25 protein-coding genes are annotated in these 25,979 nt (G+C 54.1%); 6 read left to right on the forward strand and 19 right to left on the reverse strand.

All coding sequences use genetic code 11. The annotated features are described in order from the left end of the window. Positions 1 to 31 precede the first annotated feature (31 nt). Positions 32 to 1,006, forward strand: coding sequence for a 1-deoxyxylulose-5-phosphate synthase YajO (gene yajO / locus OGW16_RS13865; protein ID WP_043015388.1), 975 nt, complete (start codon positions 32 to 34; stop codon positions 1,004 to 1,006). Positions 1,007 to 1,063: 57 nt separating this feature from the next. On the opposite strand, the gene pgpA is transcribed toward yajO, so the two are convergent. The 6 genes from pgpA to nrdR form a co-directional block, all read right to left on the reverse strand. Beyond that, positions 1,064 to 1,582: a phosphatidylglycerophosphatase A gene (pgpA, locus tag OGW16_RS13870; RefSeq protein ID WP_003021578.1), complete on the reverse strand. Its 519-nt coding sequence runs from the start codon at positions 1,580 to 1,582 to the stop codon at positions 1,064 to 1,066. Continuing rightward, entirely contained in the window at positions 1,560 to 2,537 is a 978-nt protein-coding gene (gene thiL / locus OGW16_RS13875) for a thiamine-phosphate kinase (RefSeq protein ID WP_043015387.1), read from the reverse strand. The genes pgpA and thiL overlap by 23 nt, the downstream gene beginning before the upstream one ends. Positions 2,538 to 2,614: 77 nt before the next feature. Continuing rightward, the gene (nusB, locus tag OGW16_RS13880) at positions 2,615 to 3,034 is read right to left on the reverse strand and encodes a transcription antitermination factor NusB (RefSeq protein ID WP_000801129.1); all 420 of its coding nucleotides are present in this window, start codon (positions 3,032 to 3,034) and stop codon (positions 2,615 to 2,617) included. Positions 3,035 to 3,053: 19 nt separating this feature from the next. Beyond that, positions 3,054 to 3,524 carry a 6,7-dimethyl-8-ribityllumazine synthase gene (ribH, locus tag OGW16_RS13885; protein WP_003021575.1) on the reverse strand — a complete coding sequence of 157 codons (471 nt, stop codon included), beginning with the start codon at positions 3,522 to 3,524 and terminating at the stop codon, positions 3,054 to 3,056. Positions 3,525 to 3,614: 90 nt separating this feature from the next. Then, positions 3,615 to 4,718 carry a bifunctional diaminohydroxyphosphoribosylaminopyrimidine deaminase/5-amino-6-(5-phosphoribosylamino)uracil reductase RibD gene (gene ribD / locus OGW16_RS13890; RefSeq protein ID WP_286518528.1) on the reverse strand — a complete coding sequence of 368 codons (1,104 nt, stop codon included), beginning with the start codon at positions 4,716 to 4,718 and terminating at the stop codon, positions 3,615 to 3,617. Between the two features lie 3 nt (positions 4,719 to 4,721). Beyond that, positions 4,722 to 5,171, reverse strand: coding sequence for a transcriptional regulator NrdR (gene nrdR / locus OGW16_RS13895; RefSeq protein WP_016152032.1), 450 nt, complete (start codon positions 5,169 to 5,171; stop codon positions 4,722 to 4,724). Positions 5,172 to 5,325: 154 nt separating this feature from the next. Here nrdR and OGW16_RS13900 point away from each other — a divergent pair, with 154 nt between their 5' ends. Continuing rightward, a complete protein-coding gene (locus OGW16_RS13900) occupies positions 5,326 to 5,865 on the forward strand; it encodes a SadB/YajI family lipoprotein (RefSeq protein WP_213731959.1) in 540 nt (179 codons plus the stop codon). Between the two features lie 422 nt (positions 5,866 to 6,287). Beyond that, positions 6,288 to 7,151, forward strand: coding sequence for a nucleoside-specific channel-forming protein Tsx (locus tag OGW16_RS13905; RefSeq protein WP_003021561.1), 864 nt, complete (start codon positions 6,288 to 6,290; stop codon positions 7,149 to 7,151). A gap of 45 nt (positions 7,152 to 7,196) precedes the next feature. Here OGW16_RS13905 and OGW16_RS13910 read toward each other — a convergent pair whose 3' ends face one another. From OGW16_RS13910 to queA, 7 genes are all read right to left on the reverse strand, one after another. Continuing rightward, positions 7,197 to 7,889 carry a helix-turn-helix transcriptional regulator gene (locus OGW16_RS13910; protein WP_286518529.1) on the reverse strand — a complete coding sequence of 231 codons (693 nt, stop codon included), beginning with the start codon at positions 7,887 to 7,889 and terminating at the stop codon, positions 7,197 to 7,199. A 23-nt stretch (positions 7,890 to 7,912) separates the two neighbouring features. Continuing rightward, entirely contained in the window at positions 7,913 to 8,278 is a 366-nt protein-coding gene (locus tag OGW16_RS13915) for a VOC family protein (protein WP_043015382.1), read from the reverse strand. 168 nt (positions 8,279 to 8,446) lie between these two features. Then, positions 8,447 to 9,418 (reverse strand): protein translocase subunit SecF, encoded by a 972-nt coding sequence (secF, locus tag OGW16_RS13920; RefSeq protein ID WP_003021550.1) that lies wholly within the window; start codon positions 9,416 to 9,418, stop codon positions 8,447 to 8,449. Between the two features lie 10 nt (positions 9,419 to 9,428). Continuing rightward, a complete protein-coding gene (gene secD / locus OGW16_RS13925; protein ID WP_003021547.1) occupies positions 9,429 to 11,276 on the reverse strand; it encodes a protein translocase subunit SecD in 1,848 nt (615 codons plus the stop codon). A 27-nt stretch (positions 11,277 to 11,303) separates the two neighbouring features. Next, positions 11,304 to 11,636, reverse strand: a complete 333-nt coding sequence (gene yajC, locus OGW16_RS13930; RefSeq protein ID WP_043015381.1) for a preprotein translocase subunit YajC — start codon at positions 11,634 to 11,636, stop codon at positions 11,304 to 11,306. A gap of 22 nt (positions 11,637 to 11,658) precedes the next feature. Further along, complete coding sequence (gene tgt, locus OGW16_RS13935; RefSeq protein ID WP_003021535.1) at positions 11,659 to 12,786, reverse strand: tRNA guanosine(34) transglycosylase Tgt; 1,128 nt, start codon at positions 12,784 to 12,786, stop codon at positions 11,659 to 11,661. 208 nt (positions 12,787 to 12,994) lie between these two features. Then, on the reverse strand, positions 12,995 to 14,059 hold the full coding sequence (queA, locus tag OGW16_RS13940; protein WP_043015380.1) for a tRNA preQ1(34) S-adenosylmethionine ribosyltransferase-isomerase QueA: 1,065 nt from the start codon (positions 14,057 to 14,059) through the stop codon (positions 12,995 to 12,997). 90 nt (positions 14,060 to 14,149) lie between these two features. Between queA and acpH the strand changes: the two genes are divergently transcribed. Both acpH and OGW16_RS13950 read left to right on the forward strand, forming a co-directional pair. Further along, positions 14,150 to 14,731: an ACP phosphodiesterase gene (gene acpH, locus OGW16_RS13945; protein WP_043015379.1), complete on the forward strand. Its 582-nt coding sequence runs from the start codon at positions 14,150 to 14,152 to the stop codon at positions 14,729 to 14,731. 168 nt (positions 14,732 to 14,899) lie between these two features. Next, on the forward strand, positions 14,900 to 15,502 hold the full coding sequence (locus OGW16_RS13950; RefSeq protein ID WP_003021524.1) for a peroxiredoxin: 603 nt from the start codon (positions 14,900 to 14,902) through the stop codon (positions 15,500 to 15,502). 48 nt (positions 15,503 to 15,550) lie between these two features. On the opposite strand, the gene OGW16_RS13955 is transcribed toward OGW16_RS13950, so the two are convergent. The 5 genes from OGW16_RS13955 to OGW16_RS13975 form a co-directional block, all read right to left on the reverse strand. Continuing rightward, positions 15,551 to 16,948, reverse strand: a complete 1,398-nt coding sequence (locus OGW16_RS13955; RefSeq protein WP_286518530.1) for a DUF3999 domain-containing protein — start codon at positions 16,946 to 16,948, stop codon at positions 15,551 to 15,553. Further along, entirely contained in the window at positions 16,945 to 19,602 is a 2,658-nt protein-coding gene (locus OGW16_RS13960; RefSeq protein ID WP_286518531.1) for a DUF2339 domain-containing protein, read from the reverse strand. Before OGW16_RS13960 ends, OGW16_RS13955 begins: the two co-directional genes overlap by 4 nt. Positions 19,603 to 19,738: 136 nt before the next feature. Next, complete coding sequence (locus tag OGW16_RS13965) at positions 19,739 to 21,607, reverse strand: amidohydrolase (RefSeq protein WP_047413070.1); 1,869 nt, start codon at positions 21,605 to 21,607, stop codon at positions 19,739 to 19,741. Positions 21,608 to 21,628: 21 nt separating this feature from the next. Next, positions 21,629 to 22,174 (reverse strand): antibiotic biosynthesis monooxygenase, encoded by a 546-nt coding sequence (locus OGW16_RS13970; RefSeq protein WP_043015375.1) that lies wholly within the window; start codon positions 22,172 to 22,174, stop codon positions 21,629 to 21,631. Between the two features lie 173 nt (positions 22,175 to 22,347). Continuing rightward, a complete protein-coding gene (locus OGW16_RS13975; RefSeq protein WP_003021513.1) occupies positions 22,348 to 22,989 on the reverse strand; it encodes a hydrolase in 642 nt (213 codons plus the stop codon). 273 nt (positions 22,990 to 23,262) lie between these two features. On the opposite strand from OGW16_RS13975, the gene OGW16_RS13980 reads away from it, so the two are divergent. Next, positions 23,263 to 24,165 (forward strand): LysR substrate-binding domain-containing protein, encoded by a 903-nt coding sequence (locus OGW16_RS13980; protein WP_047413073.1) that lies wholly within the window; start codon positions 23,263 to 23,265, stop codon positions 24,163 to 24,165. Here OGW16_RS13980 and malZ read toward each other — a convergent pair. Continuing rightward, positions 24,159 to 25,976 (reverse strand): maltodextrin glucosidase, encoded by a 1,818-nt coding sequence (malZ, locus tag OGW16_RS13985; RefSeq protein ID WP_286518532.1) that lies wholly within the window; start codon positions 25,974 to 25,976, stop codon positions 24,159 to 24,161. The two genes, OGW16_RS13980 and malZ, sit on opposite strands and share 7 nt — an antisense overlap. Positions 25,977 to 25,979: the final 3 nt, after the last annotated feature.

Genomic DNA, 25,979 nt, shown 5'->3' on the forward strand with positions numbered 1-25,979 from the left:
AACTCATCACGAGCTAAGCAGGAGTGGATTGATGAAATACAACACCTTAGGAAAAACCGACCTTCGGGTCTCCCGCCTTTGCCTGGGTTGCATGACGTTTGGCGAGCCCAATCGCGGCAATCATGCCTGGACGCTACCTGAAGAAAGTAGCCGCCCGATAATCAAACACGCTCTTGAAGGCGGCATTAACTTTTTCGATACCGCCAACAGCTACTCCGCTGGCAGCAGCGAAGAGATTGTCGGCCGCGCGCTGCGTGATTTCGCCCGCCGCGAAGATGTCGTGGTGGCGACCAAGGTTTTTCACCAGGTGGATGATTTAGCGGAAGGTTTATCCCGCGCACAAATCCTGCGCTCAATCGACGACAGCCTCAGACGCCTGGGTATGGACTATGTGGACATCCTGCAAATTCACCGCTGGGATTACAACACGCCGATCGAAGAAACGCTGGAAGCCCTTAACGACGTAGTGAAAGCCGGTAAAGCGCGCTATATCGGCGCCTCATCCATGCACGCTTCACAGTTTGCTCAGGCGCTGGCCTTACAGAAGCAACACGGCTGGGCGCAGTTCGTCAGCATGCAGGATCACTACAACCTGATCTACCGCGAAGAAGAACGCGAAATGCTGCCGCTTTGCTATCAGGAGGGTGTGGCAGTGATCCCATGGAGTCCGCTGGCGCGTGGTCGCCTGACGCGCCCCTGGGGAGAAACGACCGCCCGTCTGGTTTCCGATGAGGTCGGTAAAAATTTGTACAGCGAGAGCGATGAAAACGACGCGCAAATCGCCGAACGGCTGACCGGCGTCAGTGAGGAACTGGGCGTAACCCGTGCGCAGGTCGCGCTGGCCTGGCTGCTGAGCAAACCGGGTGTGGCAGCACCGATTATCGGCACATCGCGCGAGGAACAGCTGGATGAGTTGCTCAATGCGGTGGATTTAACGCTGAAGCCGGAGCAGATTGCCGAGCTGGAAACGCCGTACAAACAGCATCCGGTGGTGGGATTTAAATAAGCGCGATTGTAGATTGTAGGCCGGATAAGGCATTTACGCCGCCATCCGGCAAACCCGTTAAATGATCCCTACCGGCCAGTGATGGCCAATAAAGTACAGTATCCCGGCGGACAGTATCCCGGCCACGATATCGTCGATCATAATTCCCGTACCGCCATGTACGTTGCGATCGAACCAACGAATCGGCCACGGCTTCCACATATCCAGAATACGGAAAATCACAAATCCGGCGGCAACCCACTGCCAGTCGTTGGTCGGCAGCGCCATCAGGGTTATCCACATCCCGACAAACTCGTCCCAGACAATGCTACCGTGATCGTGCACGCCCATATCTTTCGCCGTTTGATGGCACAGATAAACGCCGATACAGATAGATAACATCACCACCAGTGAATACAGCTGCCACGGCAGAAACGTCATTAAATACCAAAAAGGGATCGCCGCCAGCGAACCCATGGTGCCAGGAACAATTGGGCTCAGCCCGCTGCCAAAACCGGTGGCTAACAGATGCCACGGATTGCGCATACTCAGGCGGCTTTTGGCGACATCTTTTTTAAGGCGCGGCAAAATGGTCATATCCTTTCCAGTCGAACGTGACGGATTTTCCATCGCGCGTAAAGTGAATACCTTCCACGTCCGCGCTCATCTGTCCTATGCAGGTAAACGTTGCGCCGAGATTTCCCAGCGCTACGTCCAGCGCGCCACGATTAATTTCCGGTACGGTAAAGCATAACTCATAATCTTCACCACCCGAGAGTGCCCAGCGCAGGGCCTGTTCCGGCTCCACGTGCCGGGCAAACGCCGCGGAGTAAGGCAGCGCATCAACGTTAACCCGTGCGCCGCAGCCGCTGGCATTAACGATATGCCCCAGATCGGAAATCAGACCGTCGGAGATATCGATAGCCGCACTGGCCAGATCGCGCAGGGCTTGTCCCTGCAAAATACGCGGCGTGGGACGCAAATGGCGTTTCAGCAGATAGTCTGCGTCTTTTACCTCTGCAACCTGCAAGCGATCCTGCAAAATCGCCAGCCCGGCAGCGCTGTCACCCGGCGTGCCGGTCACATAAATCCAGTCACCCGGTTTCGCACCGGAGCGTTTTAAGGCACGCCCAACGGGAACGTAGCCATGAATACCCAACGTCATCGACAGCGGTCCACGCGTGGTATCACCGCCAATCAGCTGCATATCGTAGTAATTAAGGAGTTCAAACAGGCCATCGCTGAAAGCTTCAAGCCAGGCTTCATCGACGTCAGGTAACGTGAGCGCCAGCGTCAGCCACGCAGGATCGGCTCCCATCGCCGCCAGATCGCTCAAATTCACCGCCAGGGCTTTCCAGGCCAGATCGGTAGGATCAATGTCGGGGAGGAAGTGGTTGCCAGCCACCAGCGTATCGGTACTGATCGCCAGCGTCTGTTTTTCAGGGATGTTCAGAAGTGCGCAGTCGTCACCAATACCGGTTTCGACATCAAGACGAGACGTTCTTACGCGGTCAAAATAACGGGCAATCAGGGAAAACTCGCCGCATGCCATACGTTATGCCTCAGCAGAAAAAAAAGAAAAAGCCGGGGACAGCGGAAACAGGTTCCACCATCCAGCCGGCCTCGGGATTACTTTTTGTTGGGGCGAATCACAGGTGCTGCTTTATCCAGTACGCCGTTCACGAACTTGTGGCTGTCTTCAGCGCCGAAGGTTTTCGCCAGTTCAATCGCTTCGTTGATGGCCACTTTGTACGGCACATCACTACGTTTAGACAGTTCAAACAGCGCAATACGCAGCACGGCTTTTTCTACCTGACCCAACTCTTCCAGCAGACGAGACAGGTAAGGCTTCATTAATCCATCCAGGTACGCGCTGTTAGTCGCCACCCCGGACAGCAGTTCACGGAAATACAGAACGTCAACATCTTTCACGTCCTGTTCCGCCAGGAACTGGTATTCAACATCAGCGATGTCGTTCTGGGACAACTGCCAGGAGTAGAGCGCCTGGACGGCACACTCACGGGCGCGGCGACGAGCAGCAGGTTTCACGGATTTCCCCTTACAAAAATCAGGCCTTGATGGCTTTCAATACATTAATCATTTCAAGCGCAGTCAGTGCAGCTTCTGCGCCTTTGTTGCCGGCTTTAGTGCCAGCACGTTCGATGGCTTGTTCAATACTTTCGGTGGTCAGAACACCGAAGGCTACCGGAATGCCACTGTCCTGAGCGACATGCGCCAGGCCATTGCTAGCACCGCCAGCCACATATTCGAAGTGCGCAGTACCGCCACGGATCACCGTACCGAGCGCAATCACCGCGTCGTATTTACCGGTTTTCGCCAGCGCGTCAGCCGCCAGCGGCAGCTCATATGCGCCTGGAACCCAAACAACGGTAATGTTTTCATCTTTTACCTGGCCAATACGTTTCAGGGCGTCAATCGCACCTTCCAGCAGGCTGTCATTGATAAAGTTGTTGAAACGCGCAATGGTGATGGCGACGCGAGCGTCCGGGGTAGCAACGTTAGCTTCAATAATGTTCATATTCTTCCTTCGGGTTCGATTTATGGCCCCGTAAGGGGGGCGGATTTTATCATAATATTCTGTGCGCTGCTTGCTCTAATTCAGAAAGCCTCACGCAGTGGTTAAATGCAGGCAAACGTCCGGGCCCACCTGGCGTATCTCGTTGAATTTGAAATGGGGCGCGTCGGCCAGTTTCTCAAGGCCTGGAAGAACACATAATCCTCGCGCATCGCTGCCTAACAGTTTAGGCGCAACATACACGATTAGCTCATCAACCAAACCGGCCTGTAATAACGCGCCCGCAAGCGTAGGGCCAGCTTCAACCCAAATGCTGTTAATTTGCTGTTTGCCCAACTGCATCATCAGCACCACCAGATCCAGATGCCCGTTATGTTCCGGCACCTTCAGGCTGCGTACCGCCTCCGGCCAGCTTCGAGAATCGTCTTCAGTCCGGACAATCCAGGTTTCTCCTGGCTGTTGCACAATACGATGCTCCGGCGTGACCTGATTCTGGCTATCAAGAACAATGCGGATTGGCTGGCGCAGATTTTCCTGCGGGTAACTCGCCTGGGTTGACTCCCCAAGCTCCGACCAACGCACGGTAAGCAGAGGATCGTCGGCCAGCACCGTCGCGCTGCTGGTTAAGATGGCATGGCTTTGCGCCCGCAGACGTTGCACATCGCGGCGCGCCTGCGGCGAGGTTATCCATTGACTTTCACCACTGGCCATCGCCGTACGCCCATCAAGCGACGCGCCAAGCTTAAGCTGCAGATACGGGAATCCGGTACGCATGCGCTTGAGAAAACCTTTATTAAGCTGCTCAACCTCGCTCATCATCAGCCCGTGGCTGACATCGATACCCGCCTGCTGCAAACGGTAGAGGCCACGACCTGCTACCTGTGGATTGGGATCCTGCATCGCCGCAACCACACGCATCACACCCGCGGCAATCAACGCATCGCAGCATGGCGGCGTACGACCATGATGGCTGCAGGGTTCAAGCGTGACATAGGCGGTTGCCCCTTGCGCTTTTTCTCCAGCCATCCGCAGGGCATGGACTTCAGCATGCGGTTCGCCCGCGCGGTGATGATATCCTTCACCGACGATCTCCCCATCTTTCACAATCACGCAGCCCACATTGGGATTGGGATGCGTGGTAAAACGTCCGCGCGCAGCAAGCTTCAGCGCGCGCGCCATGTACAATTCATCCTGCATGGCTTAGTCCTGTAGGCGAGCAATCTCTTCGCCAAATTCTTTGATATCTTCGAAGCTCCGGTAAACCGAGGCGAAGCGAATATAGGCGACTTTATCGAGTTTTTTCAACTGCTCCATCACCAGGTTGCCGATCATCTTGCTCGGCACCTCACGCTCGCCAGTTGCACGCAGTTGTGATTTGATATGGTTCAACGCCATTTCGACGTCATCAGAGCTGACCGGGCGTTTCTCAAGCGCTCTGAGCATGCCGCTGCGCAGCTTATCTTCATTAAAGGGTTCACGCACATCGTTGCTTTTCACAACGCGCGGCATAACAAGTTCAGCCACTTCAAAAGTGGTGAAACGTTCGTTACAGACCAGACACTGCCGACGGCGGCGTACTGAGGAGCCCTCGCCTACAAGACGAGAGTCAATTACCTTAGTGTCTACGGCGAAACAGAATGGGCAATGCATACGGCGTCCTGTACCTCAGTGGTTAACAGAAATCTATTTTACCCTGAACTGGCGTGACAACAAAGGCGCAGCGCTTTTGAGACAAAGGATCGATGCCTTCGTGCTCAGTGCGCACTACCATTATGCTATCGCGACAATGAAGGAAGTAATCACAATGACAAGACGTTACCTAAGAATTGTCCTGGTGGGAAGTCTCTTTAGTCTTAGCGCCTGCGCACAGCAAAGCGAAGTACGTCAGATGCATCAAAGCGTTAGCACGTTGAACAAAGAGATGACGCAGCTCAATCAGGAAACGGTAAAAATTACACAACAGAATATGTTGAATGCAAAATCAACCAGCGGCGTCTATCTGTTGCCGGGTTCCAAAACGCCTGCCCGACTGGACAGCCAGATTGGCACGCTACGTATGTCGCTAATCAATATTGCGCCAAACGCCGAAGGCACACGTCTGACGCTGCGGATTCAGGGTGAATCCAACACACCTTTACCCGCCTTTAGCGCCACCGTCGAGTACGGACAAATTCAGGGCACCACGGATAACTATCAGGAAGTGAACGTTCAGAATCAATTGGTCACTGCCCCCGCGAGTATCCTTGCACCCAGCGACGTCGATATTCCGCTGCAGTTAAATGGCCTTTCTGCGGACCAGTTAGGGTTTGTTCGCATCCACGACATCCAGCCTGTTAGCCAATAAACTTTTTTGCGGGACGTTTTGTGCGTTCCGCAACATCACTTTGCCTTATTTTGTTACTCCCCTGACATAACCAATATTTCTGTTAAAACTTGGCAACATTCATGGGAGCCAGTACAATTCGCCGCCTAAAGTACGCAAACGTGAACGCAATCGATTACGCAAATGATAGAACTGTGAAACAAGACATATTTTTGTGAACAATGATTTTTATAATAGGCTCCGAAGAAACACGAAATATTTCTACACAAAATCATGCAAGATGCATCGAGGCGGCAACTGCGTAAATCCCTGGAGCTTACATCAGTAAGTGACAGGGGTGAGCAAAGGCAGCCAACAAAGAGGCGTCTTGAAGGATGAAGTGTATAGAAACGCAAATTGCGCATTTTTCTATCCCGAAAGGGATTTCAAACAGTGGCATACATATGAAAAAAACATTACTTGCAGCCGGTGCAGTGCTGGCGCTCTCCTCGTCTTTCACTGCCAATGCAGCAGAAAATGACAAACCGCAATATCTGTCCGACTGGTGGCACCAGAGCGTCAACGTGGTGGGCAGCTACCACACCCGTTTCTCCCCGAAACTGAACAACGATGTGTATCTGGAATACGAAGCGTTTGCTAAAAAAGACTGGTTTGACTTCTATGGCTACATCGATATTCCGAAAACCTTCGACTGGGGTAACGGCAACGACAAAGGCATCTGGTCTGACGGTTCCCCGCTGTTTATGGAAATCGAACCGCGTTTCTCCATTGACAAACTGACCGGTGCTGACCTGAGCTTTGGCCCGTTCAAAGAATGGTATTTCGCCAACAACTACATCTACGATATGGGTGACAACAAAGCCAGCCGCCAGAGCACCTGGTATATGGGTCTGGGTACCGATATCGATACCGGTCTGCCGATGGGGCTTTCCCTGAACGTGTATGCTAAATACCAGTGGCAGAACTATGGCGCATCCAACGAAAACGAGTGGGATGGCTACCGTTTCAAAGTGAAATACTTTGTGCCGATCACCCAGGTTTGGGGCGGTCAGTTGACCTACATCGGCTTCACCAACTTCGACTGGGGCTCAGATTTGGGTGATGATCCGAACCGCACCAGCAACTCTATCGCTTCCAGCCACGTTCTGGCGCTGAACTACGATCACTGGCACTACTCCGTAGTCGCGCGTTACTTCCATAACGGTGGTCAGTGGAAAGGTGGAGATACTCTGAACTGGGGCGAAGGCGACTTCAGCGCGAAATCTACCGGTTGGGGTGGTTACCTGGTCGTAGGTTACAACTTCTAATCCAGACAATGTTTCGCAGACAAGCCAGCTTAACCGCTGGCTTTTTTATGGCTGGTCTTCACAGCGTACTTTACGTAAAAAGTCACTTAGCGAGCGATCCGCCGATTCGCGAAAGCGCCTGTCGAGCGGCGTGATCTTCAGACATCGATCAACGCGAAAGCAGCGATAATCGTCACGCTTCTCGCACCAGGCAACCAGCAGCCAGTGCTCGCCCCAGAAAAATAAGCCCAACGGTTGAACGTCGCGCCAGGAGAGGTTCCCGGACTCATCGCGATAATGCAGCGCCAACGCCTGCTGCGCCGAAACCGCGCGATGTATGAGATCGAACGCACTGCGTGAATGCGGCTGATTACCAAAATCTGGCGCGAAAATCCGCGTTTGCTCGGCTCTGCGCCGACTCTCTGGCGGCAATATCGCCAGCACTTTTTCCTGCGCGGATTCCAGCGCCTGTGAGAGTGAATCTCCGCCCCATGTTTTCAGCAACCGAATCGCTACCATCAATGCTTCTGATTCGTGATGCGTTAACATCAACGGCGGCAGATCAAACCCGGCCATCAAGCGGTATCCGCTGCCCACTTCTCCTTCAATGGGCACGCCGGATAAAGAGAGATCGCGGATATCGCGATAAATCGTCCGTTCAGAAACTTCAAGGCGTTCTGCCAGCAGCGCCGCCGTTGTCACTCGCCTGCCACGCAGGATTTGTACAATCTGAAACAAGCGGTCGGCGCGTCTGCTCATGTTAATCCTCAGTCCTGAAAGTATTACGCGGGTTGATGTAAACCAACACGATTGCCTTCACTGTCAGTAAATAGCGCAATCGTACCAATGTCCTGCCCCAATTCGAGTGGGCCAAACACGCATTGACCGCCAGCAGTGGCGACGCGTTCAAGCGTGGCAGCCAAATCGTCCGTATGCAGATAAATAATAGCGCCCTGCGCTGAAGGCGTAATACCGTCAAATTTAGCCAGCGCCCCGCCGGGAGCGGGCTCCTGATACGGGAATACGGCCAGCTCGGCGCAGTCCATATTCTCCCGACGCAACGAAACCAGCATCACTGGCTCATAAAAAGCGATGGCGCGATCCATTTGTGCCACGGGGATTTCAAACCAGTTAATTACGTTCTTCATACTTCCTCCTGCCTGTGTGGGTAATCTCAGAAGGACTATAAGACAGGGCTACTGACAGCATACTGTCAGTAGTGTGGCGAGAGAAAAAGATAATGTCCTGCCGCTAAATCGCAGGCAAAAAAAATCCCGACCTTGCGATCGGGATTCCAGTATCTTCACTCTTAATGGTTAAGGCAGAATCGACGGTTGATCCGCCCCTTCTTTCTCGACCTTCTGCTGCAGCATGTGTTCACGCTTCATACCCAGCTTCAGCGCCAGCGCCGATGCCACGTAGATAGAAGATGCGGTACCGATGGAAACACCGATCAGCATCGTCAGCGAGAAGCCTTCCAGTACCGGACCACCGAACAGGAACAGCATCAGAATAACCATCAACGTCGTACCGGACGTAATCAACGTACGGTGCAGCGTCTGAGTCAATGACACGTTAAAGATTTCGTAAGGCGTACCGCGACGAATTTTGCGGAAGTTTTCACGAATACGGTCAGATACTACGATACTGTCGTTCAGCGAGTAACCGATTACCGACATCAGCGATGCGACGATAGTCAGGTCAATCTCGATATGGAACAACGACAGGATCCCAAGTGTGATAATCACGTCGTGCGCCAGCGCGATAACTACCCCAGCCGCCAGTCGCCATTCAAAGCGAAAACCGACGTACACCAGGATGGAGATCAGCGCCGCCATCAGCGCCATCGCACCGGTTTGCGCCAGGTCTGCACCCACGCTCGGCCCCACGAATTCAATTCGTTTCACCGCGGCGTTTTGGTTGGTGGATTCGTTAATCACACTCAACACTTTGCTGCCCAGCACCTGACCGCCGTCTGCGCCTTCAGTTGGCGGCATACGTACCATAATGTCGTGGCTGCTGCCGAAGTTCTGCAGAAGCGGATCAACAAAGCCCGCTTTCTCCAGCGCATCGCGCATCACGTCCATATCGGCCGGTTTTTCCAGCGTGATTTCAATAACCGTACCACCGGTGAAATCGAGACCCCAGTTAAACCCGCGTACGCCCATCACCACGATGGCCGCAATCAGCAGGAAACCTGAAATGCCGAAAGCCCAGTAGTCCCAGCGCATAAAGTCCCAGACTTTACGGCCGTGGTTCAATTGTTCAACAGTATATTCCTGTGCCACTTCGCACTCCTCAGATTGACAGCTTTTTGACGCGCTTGCCGCCATACAACAGGTTTACGATGGCACGTGTACCGACAATCGCGGTAAACATCGACGTCGCCACACCAATACCGGTAGTAATCGCGAACCCTTTAATTGCCCCGGTGCCAACTGCGTACAGGATGATGACCTTGATCAGCGTCGTAATGTTCGCATCAAAGATGGAGCTAAATGCGCCTGCATAACCTTCATTGATCGCCTGCTGCACCGAACGCCCGTTACTCAACTCTTCTTTGATACGTTCGTTGATCAGTACGTTCGCATCGACCGCGACGGCAAGGGTTAAGACGATCCCCGCAATCCCCGGCATACTCAGCGTAGCACCCGGCAGCAACGACATAATACCGACAATCAGCACCAGGTTAGCAATCAGCGCACTGGTCGCAATCAGACCGAACTTCTTATAGAAGAAGATCATGAACAGGATAGACACCACCAGACCGGCCAGACATGCTTCCAGACCCTGTTTAATGTTCTGCATACCCAGGGTTGGGCCGATGGTACGTTCTTCAACAATCTGAATCGGCGCAATCAACGCACCGGCACGTAACAGCAGAGAAAGCTGACGCGCTTCGTTCGGGTTGTTGATACCGGTGATACGGAAGCTGTTGCCCAGGCGAGACTGAATGTTGGCGATGTTAATCACCTCTTCCTGTTTCACCAGCACTGCGCGACCGTTAGCATCTTTCTTACCGCTGTCTTTGTACTCCACGAACAGGGTCGCCATCGGCTTACCGATGTTGTCCTTAGTGAAGTTGGACATGATGTTACCACCCGCGCTATCCAGCGAGATGTTAACCTGCGGCTGATTGTATTCGTCCTGGCTGGAAGTAGAGTCGGTGATATGGTCACCGGTCAGAATCACGCGTTTGTACAGCACAACCGGCTGGCCTTCACGAGACTGTTTCACTTCCGAATCACCCGGAACACGACCCGATGCCGCAGCGGACTGGTCAACGTTGGTGTTTACCAAACGGAACTCCAGCGTCGCGGTTGCGCCCAGAATTTCTTTCGCACGCGCGGTATCCTGAATACCCGGCAGTTCGACCACAATGCGGTCAGCACCCTGGCGTTGTACCACCGGCTCAGCAACACCCAGTTGGTTAACACGATTACGCAGAATGTTGATGTTCTGCTGTACCGCGTACTCACGGGCTTCGCTCAGGCGCGCATCGGTCATTACCGCACGCAGAGCATTGCTGCCCTGGCTGGAAATAACCAGATCCTGGTGGCGCTTGCTCAGGTAAGAGATAGCTTCATCACGGGCGCTGCTATCACGGAAGGTGATGCTCAGACCGTAGTTATCTTCTTTACGAACGGTAGTATAAGGAATGCCTTTTTCACGCAGATCGCTGCGCAGACTATCGATATTTTGTTCCTGCAACTTACTCAGCGCGGTGTCCATATCCACTTCCATCAGGAAGTGAACGCCGCCACGCAGGTCAAGACCGAGTTTCATCGGTTCTGCGTGAATGGCTGCCAGCCAGCGCGGGGTTGCCGGAGCAAGGTTAAGCGCCACGACATACTGATCGCCCAGTACGCCCATTAACACTTCACGTGCGCGCAGTTGGGTATCAGTGGAGTCGAAGCGCGCGAGAATAGCACCCTCTTCCAGAGCCACAGACTTAGGTGTGATTTTATCTTCTTGTAACGTTTTCTGGACCTGGATCAGCGTTTGCTCACTGGCGGCGGCACCGCGCACGCCAGTGATTTGAACAGCCGGATCCTCACCATACAGGTTGGGAAGCGCATAGAGCAGACCGACGACAATAACGACGATCAGCATGACATACTTCCACAAAGGATAACGGTTTAACACGGCAGTTCCCTTTGGGAAAACAATAAATTACAGCGCCTTCATGGTGCCTTTCGGCAGAACGGCAGCTACGAAATCACGTTTAATAACCACTTCAGTGGTGTCGTTCAGCGCGATAGCGATGTAGCCAGATTCTGCTACTTTGGTCACGCGACCCACCAGACCACCGTTAGTCAGCACTTCATCGCCTTTCGCAATGGAGCTCATCAGATTTTTATGTTCTTTGGTACGCTTTTGCTGCGGGCGCAGGATCATGAAGTAGAAAATCAGACCAAACACCACCAGCATCAGAATCAGAGACATCGGGCTGCCCTGCGCCGGAGCACCTGTTGCCGCTACCGCATCAGAAATAAAAAAGCTCATTCAAATTCCCTCATTATTAAAATTAATCAACGTTCACAGGTGGAACTGGTCTACCCTGACGTTGGTAAAAATCGGTCACGAAGCTCTCTAATTTACCCTCTTCAATAGCCTTGCGTAAACCCGCCATCAAACGCTGGTAGTAGCGAAGGTTATGAATCGTGTTGAGACGCGCGCCCAATATTTCGTTGCAACGGTCGAGATGATGCAAGTAAGCGCGCGAATAATTGCGACAGGTGTAGCAATCACACTCAGCATCGAGCGGACTGGTGTCGCTTTTATGTTTCGCGTTACGAATTTTTACCACGCCGTCAGTCACAAACAAATGACCATTACGGGCATTTCGCGTTGGCATCACACAGTCAAACATATCGATACCGCGACGCACGCCTTCAACCAGATCTTCTGGTTTGCCGACGCCCATCAGGTAACGCGGTTTATCTGCCGGAATCTGTGGGCATACATGCTCCAGGATGCGGTGCATATCTTCCTTCGGCTCACCGACAGCCAAACCGCCGACAGCGTAGCCATCAAAGCCGATATCTACCAGACCTTTAACAGAGATATCACGTAAATCTTCGTAAACGCTGCCCTGAATGATGCCAAAAAGCGCATTTTTGTTGCCGAGACTATCAAAACGGTCGCGACTGCGCTTCGCCCAACGCAGAGACATCTCCATCGAGCGTTTAGCATAGTCCCAGTCGGCCGGATACGGTGTACATTCGTCGAAGATCATCACGATATCGGAACCGAGATCGTATTGAATCTCCATCGACTTCTCGGGATCGAGGAAAATCGGATCGCCGTTGATCGGGTTACGGAAATGCACGCCCTGCTCGGTTATCTTACGGATATCGCCCAGGCTGAACACCTGGAAGCCGCCGGAATCGGTGAGGATCGGCCCTTTCCACTGCATAAAATCGTGCAGATCGCCGTGCAGCTTCATGATTTCCTGACCCGGGCGCAGCCACAGGTGGAAGGTGTTGCCGAGGATGATCTGTGCGCCGGTCGCTTCAACTTCTTCCGGCGTCATGCCTTTTACGGTGCCGTAAGTACCGACCGGCATAAAAGCAGGCGTTTCTACTACGCCACGATCAAAAACCAGGCGGCCGCGACGCGCGCGACCGTCTGTGGTATCCAGTTCAAATTTCATTTTTTCTCCTGCATCAGAGAGACAGTCTGATGATTAAACTTTCCCCATGGATTCACTCCACGGAGTAAAAATATCTTAACCCACTGGCGAAGGCGCAATCGGCGCAGCCAGTTTGGGGGCGACCAGCGCACAGCCACCGGAGCGTACACGCAGTACGTGAGGATGGCGAGCACTGCCCGCCATCAAAATGGCAAGTGAGATAGCCTTCTCACGGTCGCTCAGAAATAGCCTGCGGATTGTACGTGATAAACATCGCATCACCGTAACTAAAAAAGCGATATTCCGCTTTTACCGCTTCATGATAGGCGTGCATGGTGTTTTTATAACCAGCAAACGCGGAAACCAGCATGATCAGCGTCGATTCCGGCAGGTGGAAGTTGGTTACCAGGGCATCAATCACCTGATATTTATAGCCTGGATAAATGAAAATTTGCGTATCGCCGAAGAATGGCTCGATAAGGTCGTTTTTGGCAGCCTGCGCTGCGCTTTCCAGTGAGCGTACAGAGGTGGTGCCCACCGCAATCACGCGGTTGCCGCGCGCTTTCGCCGCCAGCACCGCGTCCACCACATCCTGCGGCACTTCCGCATATTCAGAGTGCATGATGTGGTCTTCAATGGTGTCTACGCGCACCGGCTGGAAAGTACCCGCGCCGACGTGCAGCGTGACGAACGCCATTTCAATACCTTTATCGCGCAGTTTAGCCAGCAGCGGATCGTCAAAGTGCAGACCCGCAGTCGGCGCGGCGACGGCACCCGGTTTTTCACTATACACGGTCTGGTACAGCTCGCGGTCGGCGTCTTCATCGGGACGGTCGATATACGGCGGCAACGGCATATGGCCGATGGCGTTGAGGATATCCAGCACGCTGCGTTCGTCGTTAAACTCAACTTCAAACAGCGCGTCATGGCGGGCGACCATCGTCGCGTTAATACTTTCGTCGTCGCCCAGCAGCAGCTCAGCGCCCGGCTTCGGCGCTTTCGAAGCACGAATATGCGCCAGAATACGTTTGTCATCCAGCATACGCTCGACCAGTACTTCAATCTTGCCGCCGCTGGCTTTACGGCCAAACAAACGCGCAGGAATGACGCGAGTGTTGTTAAAGACCAGCAAATCTCCAGGGTTGAGCTTATCGAGCAAATCGGTGAAAGTACCGTGCGTCAGCGCGCCCGTCGGCCCGTCCAAAGACAGCAAGCGGCAGCTACTGCGCTCAGCTTGCGGATAGTGGGCAATCAGGGATTCGGGTAGTTCAAAGGTGAAATCGGTAACGCGCATGACACTGACTCAGACTAAAATAAGAGGCGGGTAGTCTAGTGCCGGGGCGTTCTCCCTGCAACCTTTACCCCTCTGGATAAACGTTTAACTATGAATTTTCTTGCACATTTGCATCTCGCTCATCTTGCCGACAGCTCGCTTTCCGGCAATCTGCTGGCCGATTTTGTCCGGGGTAATCCGGAAACGCACTATTCGCCTGACGTGGTGGAAGGCATCTTCATGCACCGTCGTATCGACGTGATGACCGATAACCTGCCGCAGGTGCGTGAAGCCAAAGAGTGGTTTCGTAGCGAAACGCGCCGCGTCGCACCGATTACGCTGGATGTCATGTGGGATCATTTTCTGTCGCGCCACTGGTCGGAAATCTCCCCTGACTTCCCGCTGACGGACTTTGTGCGCTATGCCCGTACCCAGGTAACCACTATTTTGCCGGAATCGCCGCCGCGCTTTATCAATCTGAACAACTATATATGGTCAGAGAAATGGCTTGAGCGCTACCGGGACATGGATTTTATCCAGAACGTCCTGAACGGCATGGCCAGCCGCCGCCCGCGACTCGATGCCCTGCGCGACTCATGGTATGACCTCGATACGCATTACGATGCGTTAGAAGAACGTTTCTGGCAATTTTATCCGCAAATGATGGACCAGGCGCGGCGTAAAACCCTTTGATTGCAGCCCGCATTCCCCGCCGGATAAGCCGTAGCCGCGATCCGGCAAAAGATTGATAGACAAAACCTGTCTCATTGATTGCCAACGCCTCTTTGTCTTATTCCCGAACACTCTCTATACTGGCCCGCGTTGCGTTCCAAAAACCCCTTAACATTGCAGGAGAATTATATGGTACTGGTAACTCGTCAGGCTCCGGATTTCACAGCAGCTGCGGTACTGGGTAGCGGTGAGATCGTTGAAAACTTCAACTTCAAACAGCATACCAACGGTAAAACTACCGTTCTGTTCTTCTGGCCGATGGACTTCACCTTCGTTTGCCCGTCTGAACTGATCGCATTCGACAAACGTTACGAAGAATTCCAGAAGCGCGGCGTTGAAGTTGTTGGCGTTTCCTTCGACTCTGAATTTGTCCACAACGCATGGCGTAACACCCCTGTCGACAAAGGCGGCATCGGTGCAGTGAAATACGCAATGGTTGCTGACATCAAACGCGAAATTCAGAAAGCCTACGGCATCGAGCACCCGGAAGCGGGCGTTGCTCTGCGCGGTTCTTTCCTGATCGACGCTAACGGCGTTGTTCGCCACCAGGTGGTTAACGATCTGCCGCTGGGTCGTAACATCGACGAAATGCTGCGCATGGTTGACGCGCTGCAGTTCCACGAAGAGCACGGCGACGTTTGCCCGGCACAGTGGGAAAAAGGTAAAGAAGGTATGAACGCGTCTCCGGACGGCGTGGCAAAATACCTGACCGAGAACGTTTCCAGCCTGTAATTGGCATGAATCGACAAAAGGCCCGCAATGCGGGCCTTTTTTATTGGTTTATGTCGGATTACCCTTTTTCACTTCTCGCCAGATTCGCCACGCCATCAGAGCCAGTACGGCGACGCCAAGTATCAACGCCCCCCATACCAACAGCGTTTTCCACTGGCTTTGTTGCTCAGCGACTGACGTTGCCGTCAGCCTCGCCTCGCCACCCAGGGTGACCCGTTCATCCTCAAAAGCCTGCGACATTTTGTCGGGGTCGTTGTGTTTGCGTAACGCCTCCGGGATCAGCATCGCCAGACTGATGCTCGCCGGTTCCGCCGCTTTGTTTCCCCATGCCAGGATAAACGGGCTTTGGCCTTGTGCGTTAAAAATCACTTTATAGCTGTCACGCTCCCCTCTGAGCACGGGTAAGGTGGCAGGCAAACGCGCCTGAAGCGTCGTCATCCGGACAGCCTCAACCAATTCACCGGAGAGCGGAATATCATCCGAATACTGATTTTCCAGATTGTAGAGAACCGTTCGGGTTAAAGGCTGCCAGGCCTCTTTTTCTGCCTTGCGCCATTCAAGCTCAACCGGCAACACGCCTTCGTTATCCAGTGAAACCTGTAATGAGGTCAACGGTTGCGGCCTGGACCACCGCCAAATCGCCTGGTTTTCGGCGATTCTCTCCACTTCAGCATTCATCGAAACAGGCTGGATAAGCGAAGGCTCCTCACGGGTTATCCCACTCACCCCGCTCAGATTCAGCGCAGGACTTTGCGAATCAAGAATCAGCAGCAGCCAGGGGACGCCATCAGCGGACATTCGCAAATCATCAACGCCTAAGGTGTCCATTTTCAACCGGTCGTCGCTATGCGTCAGATCCATCAGCGGCGCATTTCCTGTAATCAACCTCCAGTCACGCAAATCGCGGCTGTAATAAAGCGATGCCGTTCCCTGCCAGTTTTTCGCAGGCGCATCCCAGATCAAACGTAACTGGGACAGCGATGGCGTCTCTTTCACATCGTCTGGCAAAGCGATTAAATAACTCTGCCCGATGGATTGCTGGTTTTCACTTTCGAAGCGAATTTCTATGCCATTTTTAGAACGCAGCAGGACCGCGGGGCGTTCATCATCTTGCGTTGGCGTCACCTGCTGCGCCGTAGAATCAAACGGGAAAAGGCGCAGAGGAATGGTTTTCGGGGATGTTGCCTGCGCTTTTTCTGCCAGCAGAGTGAAAGGCACTACGTCACCCTGACGGTTGAACACCCTGATATCACGTAAGTCCGGCCAGACTGCCTCGTGGTATACCGCTAAAGGCAGAGGGAGGCTATACCATTGCTCTGACCCAGGCGTAAAGAGCTTCACTCCCGTCGCGTAGTCTGCTGGCGCATCCGTAGCCGTATTACTGCCCCACGCAGCGCCGGTTGCTCCTAACAGAGCACTCCAGAGAACCGCTTTCATCCATTTCATTTTTCTTCTCCAGCTTTGGGCGGTAAGGGTGAAAAATAGCCAATAATCAGCACCAGAATGGCCACGCCAATAAACGCGACCGCGCGCGCCAGGCCGCCGCCTCCCGCGCTGTCCACCAGCATCAGTTTAACGATGACTATCCCCAGCAAAACCGCGCCACATAGCCATTCCTGGCGCGAGCGACGCCGGGTCGCTCGCAGCATCACCACCAGCGCCGCTAACATCCAGAACAGAGCAAAACAGGTTTGAATCAGCCGCGAATCCCATAGCGCCTGGACATTCCACGCAACTTCGCCATACCAGGACAACGCGCGCAGCAGCAAACCATTAAGCCACCAAAAGCTGAGCGCCATCAACGCCACAAGCGGCCATGGGCGACATACGGAAAGCTGAACCGGGAAATAGCGTTGAGACACGCGATAAAACACCACCAACCCCAGCAGGGCAAACGCTGCGCCCTCTTCCAACGGGTTGAGCAACGGCAGATACGTCTGACGATAAACCACGCCATCCTGTAAATTCGTCAGCACGAGCAAACCGACCAGTGCCAGCGCAACGGGAATCATCGCCTGAACAGAATAGAGGGCCGGCCAGATGCGAAACGGCCAGAGCTTGCGATGAACAGCTTGATAAACCATGAAAATCAGCAGCCCACCAGCCGCCATCATCAGGCCGCTTCCCCACGCAGCCCTGCCCCACGGCAGCGCCTGCGCGAACCAGAACAGCTCAACCGCCAGCGCCAATAAAATCATCCAGAAGAACGACAAATGCGCCAGCCGGGAAAGCGCTGGCGGTAATATCTGCGCGTCACGCCAGAGCAGCGCCAGCGCAACAACTAGCGCCGCACACCAGGCCAGATTCGGCCAACCCGCCGCAAAAATCTGCTGCAAAGAGATTTGATACATCAGCACCACGAGCATCATCGGCCACAGCAGCCATTTACTGGCATCCAGCTCCCGCCATGCCAGGCGACCAGCAATCGCTCGCCAGCCCCAAACCGATACCGCCATTAATGCCAACACGCCAGACAGCACCCACCGATCCTGTTTCAGGATGAGTTGCGATGCCGCAACAAGTGCAATAATCCAGAAAAGCAAACCACCCGCGAGAAGCCCCCAACTGCCCTGTATCCGAATGTTGCGCCATAGCCATGCACCAGCCAGCCAGCTAAGGCTAAGCACGGCAAAAATCAGCATCATCGAAAGTGCGGTTGTGCCGTTCGTCAGCGCCCATAGCGCGCTGCCCACGGCCAGCACGAGCAGCGCCGTACCGCTATAACTCATGCGTCGTTGCTGTTGTTGCACACCCAACCAAAGGATACCCAGCCCCTCCAGCGACCAGGCCATCGCCGTCCAACGGGCTGAAAGCGCTAACGGAATGGCCAGGGTGGTAAATGCGCCGCCGAGCGCCAGGGCAGCTAATACCAGAGGTCTCCCCAGAGAAGACGAGCGCCGCAAGGCAAGCGTCGCCAACACCAGATAGAAACCACCGTAGCCTAGCGCGCTGAGCGCCGGACCATATGCCATATGTCGGGTAATGGCATACTGCATGCCAAAACCTATCAGTGGAGGAGCAAACAGCAGCACGCCGTCAATAATCTGTTTGCCTTTTTCCTGCGCCCGAAGCGATAGCGCCACGCTCAGCACACCAAAAATAATGGTGTTGGCGATCAGGAAAAGTTGGCAGCTCAGGTAATACTCAGGCCGATAGTCATCCAGTCCCCACAAACCGCCAACGCCAAAGGTAAACAGCAGGCCGAGCAGATTCAGCTCCCGCCAGTGCTGCCAGATGCTGATGGCGAGAATGCCCACCGAGAGCAAAAGATAGAAAGAGAAGAGTGCGACATGACTGCCGCCGCCGGTGGAAAGCAGCAGCGGCGCGAGATAGCCGCCAAGGCTTGCCAGCATCGCCAGGCTGAGTGCCTTTTGCAAAATAGCCAGACCCACACTGGCCGCGCAAATCGCCACCAGCAGCGCAAATGCCAGCGTCATGGGCAGCATTTGCCACAGCCGGAACGCGCCAAAGACGGTGAGATAGAGTGCCCCCGTAGCCCCGCCCTGTAGGATCAGCGCATAGACCGGTTGCTTATGCCTTAACCGCCAGCCCAGTGCCAACAGGACAATAGCAAACAATGCGGCAGCCACCAGGCGCAGCTCAAGCGGAAACAAAGAATGTTCGACGGTGTAACGCAACAGGAAAGAAAGCCCCAGGAACAGGAGCAAAATACCGAGCTTTGCCAACGGGTTGCCCTGCATAAACCAGTGCACCAGCGATGACATCACCCCACCAAAAGCAGAAGGGCGCTCGACGTTGGGCGTGGATACCGCCGCTTTCTCCGGCTTCGGCTGCGAAGCCCACGGGTTAACAAGTTCCGGCGTCGGCTCAGTGACAGGTTCCGGCACCACGTTGCTAATCGCAGACGTTGGCGCATCAGAAAGAATACTCTCTGTTGCAGGCGTCGGCTCAATGGCTGTTGCCTGCGCCACAGACTCTGGCACCACGCCGCGCAGCTCAAGTTCCTCTACCCGACGGCGCAAGGCCACCAGTTCGGAACGTACCGCCGCACTGCGTCTGTATGCCACGATCGCGAGGCAAGGTACCACTACCAGCGCGAAGAATAAAACAATGCAGCCAAGGGTTAGCAGCTCATCCATGTTTCCACCTTCACTGTATAAAGACAGACCAGAATGACACAATTTGTTGCAGTTACGCCATATCTGTTAACACTATGACCCGCTTTTCAGAAAATACAATCAGCCCCTGCGTTTGGCCAGGGGCTGTGAGGAGGGATTAAAACGCGAAGCAGGAGCAACCAAGTGCGCCCCAGAAAGCCCGATCGTCCGACACCGGAATCCCCGACTTACGCGCAATATCATGCTGGTGACCGTGTACGCCGCAGCTGCCGCAGCACTGGTGCATCTGCACCATTGCGCCAATTTTCGCCGCAGCAGGTGGCGCTGAGCGATAGTGCCCCGGCACCTTCACTACCGGCGACCAGTCCGGCACAACCGGAATGGCTGGCGGTGCCAGCGGAGTGAAATACCCTGCCGCGTACACCACTTTGCCATCGACAATGGTCATCACCGACTCGATGCCTTTGATCTCTTCTTCCGGCACGCTGAAGTAATCTTTAGACAGCACCACCAGGTCGGCCAGTTGATCTTTCTCGATGCGCCCTTTCTTACCCTGTTCGCTGGAGAACCAGGCGCTACCGGCCGTCCACAGTTCCAGCGCCACATCGCGTGGCAGGCGATTGTTATCATCATACATCGCCATTCCGCCAACGGTACGGCCCGAAACCAGCCAGTAGAGCGCGGTCCACGGGTTGTAGCTGGCCACGCGGGTGGCGTCAGTCCCCAATCCGACCGGAACGTCAGCCGCCAGCATTTTCGCCACCGGCGGTGTATGTTTGACCGCATCTTTACCGTAGCGATCGACAAAATATTCGCCCTGGAACGCCATACGGTGCTGAACCGCTATCCCGCCCCCCAGCGCTTTTACACGCTCGATATTCCGTTCGGTAATCGTTTCGGCGTGATCGAAGAACCAGTGCAGACCATTGAACGGGATATCACGATTTACCTTCTCAAACACGTCCAGCATTCGGCTGATGGATTCATCGTAGGTAGCATGCAAGCGGAACGGCCAGCGGTGCTCAACCAGGTGTCGCACCACGCGCTCCAGCTCATCTTCCATACCTTCCGGCAGATCCGGGCGTGGCTGGAGGAAGTCTTCAAAATCCGCGGCCGAGAAAACCAGCATTTCCCCTGCCCCATTGGCACGATAGAAGTCGGTTCCCTGCCCTGGCTTGAGCATATCGGTCCAGCGTTCAAAGTCTTCCAGTTCCTGCTTCGGACGCTGGGTAAACAGGTTGTAGGCGATACGCACCGTCATCTGTTTATTGGCGTGTAGCTGCTCAATTATCTCATAATCTTCCGGGTAGTTCTGGAACCCGCCGCCCGCATCGATGGCGCTGGTCAGTCCCAGACGGTTCAGCTCGCGCATAAACTGACGGGTCGAGTTAACCTGCATTTCCAGCGGCAGTTTTGGTCCTTTTGCCAGCGTCGAATAAAGGATCATGGCATTGGGTTTGGCGATCAACATTCCGGTCGGGTTGCCGTTGCTATCACGCACAATCTCACCGCCCGCCGGATCCGGCGTCGCTTTGGTGTAACCGACGGCTTTCAGCGCGGCACGGTTGAGCAAAGCCCGGTCGTAGAGATGCAGAACAAAAACCGGAGTATCGGGAGCAGCTTCATTCAGTTCTTCGAGGGTTGGCATGCGACGTTCGGCAAACTGGAATTCACTCCAACCTCCCACCACGCGTACCCATTGCGGCGACGGCGTTCTGTCCGCCTGCTCTTTAAGCATACGTAGCGCGTCCGCCAGCGACGGCACGCCTTCCCAACGCAATTCCAGATTGTAATTCAGACCGCCGCGAATGAGATGCAGGTGCGAATCGTTCAGACCCGGGACCACCGTATGTCCCTGCAGATCAACAACCTGCGTCCCTTCGGCGGCAAAGCTCATTACACGCTCGTGGCTCCCGGTCGCCAGGATTTTACCATTGGCGATCGCCACCGCCTCAACCTGCGGGTTTTGTTTTTCGAGAGTATGAATTTTTCCGTGAGTCAGAATTAATGTGGCAGTTTGCGACATATCAATCTCCTGAGAAACCGGTCAGGCTTTTTTCAGCCATCCGGCAAACAGACGGGTTACGATGGGCATCCAGAACCAGACCACCAGCGCAACCACAAAGGCATCATTGATGAGATGCAGGAGTAACGAGCCCTTCATTGCAGGCAGCACCATGCCGGTCAACCACGGCACCAGATTGGTGCTGGGAAATATCACCAGCAGGGTTATCAGAAACTGTTTCCAGCGTTTGGGCTGGCGTACATGGGGCGCGGGCGGCGTAAACCAGAATGCCGCTTCGGTACGAACTTCGGTTTTGTCACCTTCCGCCAGCAGTGGAGCAATCTCTTCGACCAGCACGCGGCGCGTATCGGACTGGGTCCAGTTATACAGATGCTCAAGCGTGTCGAAGCGGATAATGATGTTCCACAGGTTGTTGCCATCTGCCGGGCGAATCACGTTCGCGCCGAGATGACCGGGAAATTCAGCCGCTACAGGCATGATTTTCCCCAACCACTGCTCATACCGCTGCGCCTGCTCAGGTAGCAAGGTGTGGGTAATCACCAACGTCACATGTTTGCTCTGCGCCATGAAGGGTTCCTTGTTGAGAGGAAACAGGCCGCTTAGGCCAGGAAAGCAATACACAAAATCATTCATGGTGCATCGAGGCGGCAAGGTTGTGGATCCCCGGGAGCTTACATAAGTAAGTGACCGGGGTATGCAAACGAAGCCAACAAAGATGCAACATGAAGGATGACGTGTATTTAAGCTTTACGTTCCGGCGCGCCATGCACCATGGTATAGGCATAATCCACGCCCATACCGTAAGCGCCGCTGTGCTCGCGCACCAGATCCATAACGGCGTCGTAAGTTTCTTTGCGTGACCAGTCGCGCTGGTACTCGAGAAGAACCTGTTGCCAGGTCACGGGAACGGCGCCCGCCTGCACCATACGATCGATAGAACGTTCATGGGCATCTACGGACGTACCGCCGGAAGTATCGGTCACCACATACACTTCGTAGCCCGCTTCCAGCGCCATCAGCGCAGGGAAAGTCAGACATACCTCGGTCCACAGCGCGGAGATAATCAGTTTTTTACGTCCGGTCGCTTCCACGGCCTTCACAAACGCCGCATCTTCCCAGGAGTTCATTGAGGTGCGTTCAATGGGTTTTACATCAGGATGAACCGCTAACAATTCTGGCCAGATATATCCGCTAAAACTTTTCGTTTCCACAGAAGTATAAATCACCGGAACATTGAATATTTTCCCGGCTTTCGCTAATGCCACGGTATTATTTTTTAAAGTCTGGCGATCAATATTCGCTACACCAAATGACATTTGCGGCTGATGATCAATAAAAATAAGCGTAGAGTTTTGAGGGTCAATCAGTTCCCGAATAGACATATCACACCTTCTTAATCAATAAGTTAAAAGGCAACGGTCTGTATCTGCCGTCAGCAGCAGGATCCTGAATCAGAAAGCTTGTTGAGTATAGCGGGAAATTTCTAACGAGTTATTAAAGAAAACTTACCATCCTGTGAAACTATTAATTTTGTATTGCGATATATCCTAAACAACATCAAAAAAATGCGCATAACTCATCTAATTTATTCACTGGCATTGTTTTTCTTCATTCGGTACAACAGAGAGGTTTAATTTTCAGGATATTTTCTGCTTATGCGCATCAATCTGGATGTTTTGCTCATTCTCGACGCACTCGACAAACAGGGTTCATTTGCCGCGGCGGCCGAATCGCTGTTTAAAACCCCTGCGGCACTCAGCTATATGATTCAAAAGCTGGAAAGCGACCTGAATATCGAGTTGCTTGACCGTTCTGGACACCGGGCTAAGTTTACCGACACCGGACAGATGATGCTGGAAAAGGGACGTTTGCTGCTGAGCGCGGCAAAAGATCTCGAAAAGCAGGCAGTGCAGCTGAGTTCAGGCTGGGAAAAAGAGCTGGCAATTGCGCTGGACGATTCCTTTCCCCTCGCCTCGCTGTTGCCGATTATCGATGAATTTCACGCGCTGAATAAGCAAACGCGCCTGAGCTTTACCCACCATACGCTGGCGGGTTCCTGGGAGGAACTGACCCATAATGGAGCAGATATTATTCTGGGGGCGATTAATGAACCGCCAACGTCTGCGGCCTGGTCCTACAAAATGCTCGGTACGCTGGACAATGTGTTTGTCGTTGCACCTGAGCATCCGCTGGCCGCAGCAACGGACGGCCTGACCAACGAGCAGTTGTGCCTGCATCGGGCGATTGTTATCAGCGACAGTGCGCGCTTTTGTCATCCGTTACAAACCAATCTGATGGAAGAACAAGCGCAGATCCGCGTCGATGACTTCCACAGTAAAGTGATGCTACTTCGGGCCGGCATGGGCTGCGGATTTCTCCCACGTCATATTGCCAGCCCGTGGCTTGCCACGGGCGAGCTGGTAGAAAAAACGGTTATCTCATTTCGCCAAAAAGACGTGGCCTATATGGCCTGGCGCAATAACCGTGATGGGCTGGCACAGCGCTGGTGGCGAGACGCGCTGCTGGCAAGCCGGGAGGTTGCGCGCTTATATCAATGACCTGACCACACCGAGGCGGTAATCGCCGGCAGCGTCAGGACATCATCAGCAAGCAGGCCTTTACCCTCTTTGTGCTGCCATTGGCTGACGCTCAGTAATGGCGAGGCTGGCAGGACCACTTCACAGGCGTGGCCACGGTTAATCGCCACCAACACGCGCTGACGGTTTAGCACGCGGACAAACACCACCACGTTATCCTCGGCGTAAATCACCTGACAACCGCCATGGCGTAACGCCTGGCTTTGATGGCGTAATTTAGCCAGCCGCTGGTACAACGCCAGCAGGTTAGCGTCCTGTTTTTCAGGCTGCCACGGGAACGGTTTGCGACAAAATGGATCGTTGTTCCCATCCAGCCCCACTTCGTCACCGTAGTAAATACAGGGCACGCCAGGCCAGGTAAACAGCCACACCACCGCCAGCGGTAACCGTGCAACGTCTTTACCAAGCAGAGATTTAAAACGGGCGGTATCGTGGCTGTCGAGCTGATTAAACATCCGCAGTTGCTGCTGATGCGACAAACCCGCACGGTAGTTGTCCATCCACGCCATACAGGTCTGGGCATCAATAGATTGCGGATCGTATGAGATATCAGTATTGGCGAGGAATCCCCAGAGGGGGAAAGTAAAGCCGCGATAGTTCATGGCGGCATCTTCGGCATCAGCCTGCAACCACTGGCGCGCATCGCCAAAATGTTCGCCCACCACATACGCCTCTGGCTGGGTTTCTTTTGCCGCCTGCGTAATACCGGCCACGTGCTGCAGGTTGTTGCGCGCGCCACCGGTCTCTCCCAGCATGTGCACCACATCCAGACGCCAGCCGTCCATACTCCACGGCGCTTTCAGCCAGTGGCGGACGATACTGTCTTCGCCGCGATAAATTTCATTCACCAGGCTTGCGGAGGAAAAGTCCAGCTTAGGCAGGCTGGCATACCCCAGCCAGTCGAGCGCGACACCATCATCTGAAAAATGATACCAGTCGCGCCAGGGAGATTGCGGATTATGGCACGCCCCGTCGGTTCCCCGATTATGCCGGTCAAACCAGGCGTGCGAATCGCCGCTATGGTTAAAAACACCGTCGAGAATCAGCCGTATGCCCTGCCGTTGGGTGTTGTGACGCAGGCGCAGCAGTGCTCTGTCGCCGCCAAACTGTGGATCAACATGGCGGTAATCTTCGGTATCGTATTTATGCACGCTCGGCGCGGTAAACACCGGATTCAGATACAGCGCCGTGACCCCTAACGTTTTCAGGTACGGCAGCTTTTCACTGATGCCATCCAAATCACCGCCATAAAACGTGGAGCCGCCGGCCTGAGCCATAAGCGGCTCGTCCCACTCGCGCCGCACAATATCGTGCCCGGCCGCGTGGTGGTAATAGACATTATCCTGAGCCGCTTCACGCGACTGGCTGCGGGCAAAACGGTCCGGGAAAATTTGATAGAAAATCTGATCGGCGACCCACTGCGGACCGTTATCCGGCACATCAATCGCAAACTGCTCCAGACGCGCAGGCGGAAAACGGCTGAAACCCTGCGGGGTAAACCACAGCTGACGATCGAGCCAAAGTAATTTAAAACTATAGCGTCGACGAGGCTGCCCGCTGGAGAGATCGATTGCCGCTCGCCACGCGGTCACGCCCGGCTGCGGCTGGCTGCGCTGCTTGTGCATAGCCAGCGAAATCTCTTCGTTATCGTTTTCTGCGCGTAGCGTCACCCGCTGGGGTGGATTCTCCCCCGCCAGCCATAATGTAATCGTCAGTTGATCTTTGTTTTGCTTAACAAATGGGGCAACCGGAAGGTGCCAGGCGTTCAACATCAC

Source organism: Citrobacter sp. Ce104 (assembly GCF_030334595.1).
GTDB lineage: Bacteria > Pseudomonadota > Gammaproteobacteria > Enterobacterales > Enterobacteriaceae > Citrobacter > Citrobacter europaeus.

What these genes read in the sequence shown, in the direction of transcription:
- yajO (WP_043015388.1), top strand. Translation starts at nt 32, where the DNA reads ATGAAATACAACACCTTAGGAAAAACCGACCTTCGGGTCTCCCGCCTT.
- pgpA (WP_003021578.1), bottom strand. Translation starts at nt 1,582, where the DNA reads ATGACCATTTTGCCGCGCCTTAAAAAAGATGTCGCCAAAAGCCGCCTG.
- thiL (WP_043015387.1), bottom strand. Translation starts at nt 2,537, where the DNA reads ATGGCATGCGGCGAGTTTTCCCTGATTGCCCGTTATTTTGACCGCGTA.
- ribH (WP_003021575.1), bottom strand. Translation starts at nt 3,524, where the DNA reads ATGAACATTATTGAAGCTAACGTTGCTACCCCGGACGCTCGCGTCGCC.
- ribD (WP_286518528.1), bottom strand. Translation starts at nt 4,718, where the DNA reads ATGCAGGATGAATTGTACATGGCGCGCGCGCTGAAGCTTGCTGCGCGC.
- nrdR (WP_016152032.1), bottom strand. Translation starts at nt 5,171, where the DNA reads ATGCATTGCCCATTCTGTTTCGCCGTAGACACTAAGGTAATTGACTCT.
- OGW16_RS13900 (WP_213731959.1), top strand. Translation starts at nt 5,326, where the DNA reads ATGACAAGACGTTACCTAAGAATTGTCCTGGTGGGAAGTCTCTTTAGT.
- OGW16_RS13905 (WP_003021561.1), top strand. Translation starts at nt 6,288, where the DNA reads ATGAAAAAAACATTACTTGCAGCCGGTGCAGTGCTGGCGCTCTCCTCG.
- OGW16_RS13910 (WP_286518529.1), bottom strand. Translation starts at nt 7,889, where the DNA reads ATGAGCAGACGCGCCGACCGCTTGTTTCAGATTGTACAAATCCTGCGT.
- OGW16_RS13915 (WP_043015382.1), bottom strand. Translation starts at nt 8,278, where the DNA reads ATGAAGAACGTAATTAACTGGTTTGAAATCCCCGTGGCACAAATGGAT.
- yajC (WP_043015381.1), bottom strand. Translation starts at nt 11,636, where the DNA reads ATGAGCTTTTTTATTTCTGATGCGGTAGCGGCAACAGGTGCTCCGGCG.
- tgt (WP_003021535.1), bottom strand. Translation starts at nt 12,786, where the DNA reads ATGAAATTTGAACTGGATACCACAGACGGTCGCGCGCGTCGCGGCCGC.
- queA (WP_043015380.1), bottom strand. Translation starts at nt 14,059, where the DNA reads ATGCGCGTTACCGATTTCACCTTTGAACTACCCGAATCCCTGATTGCC.
- acpH (WP_043015379.1), top strand. Translation starts at nt 14,150, where the DNA reads ATGAATTTTCTTGCACATTTGCATCTCGCTCATCTTGCCGACAGCTCG.
- OGW16_RS13950 (WP_003021524.1), top strand. Translation starts at nt 14,900, where the DNA reads ATGGTACTGGTAACTCGTCAGGCTCCGGATTTCACAGCAGCTGCGGTA.
- OGW16_RS13955 (WP_286518530.1), bottom strand. Translation starts at nt 16,948, where the DNA reads ATGAAATGGATGAAAGCGGTTCTCTGGAGTGCTCTGTTAGGAGCAACC.
- OGW16_RS13960 (WP_286518531.1), bottom strand. Translation starts at nt 19,602, where the DNA reads ATGGATGAGCTGCTAACCCTTGGCTGCATTGTTTTATTCTTCGCGCTG.
- OGW16_RS13965 (WP_047413070.1), bottom strand. Translation starts at nt 21,607, where the DNA reads ATGTCGCAAACTGCCACATTAATTCTGACTCACGGAAAAATTCATACT.
- OGW16_RS13970 (WP_043015375.1), bottom strand. Translation starts at nt 22,174, where the DNA reads ATGGCGCAGAGCAAACATGTGACGTTGGTGATTACCCACACCTTGCTA.
- OGW16_RS13975 (WP_003021513.1), bottom strand. Translation starts at nt 22,989, where the DNA reads ATGTCTATTCGGGAACTGATTGACCCTCAAAACTCTACGCTTATTTTT.
- OGW16_RS13980 (WP_047413073.1), top strand. Translation starts at nt 23,263, where the DNA reads ATGCGCATCAATCTGGATGTTTTGCTCATTCTCGACGCACTCGACAAA.
- malZ (WP_286518532.1), bottom strand. Translation starts at nt 25,976, where the DNA reads ATGTTGAACGCCTGGCACCTTCCGGTTGCCCCATTTGTTAAGCAAAAC.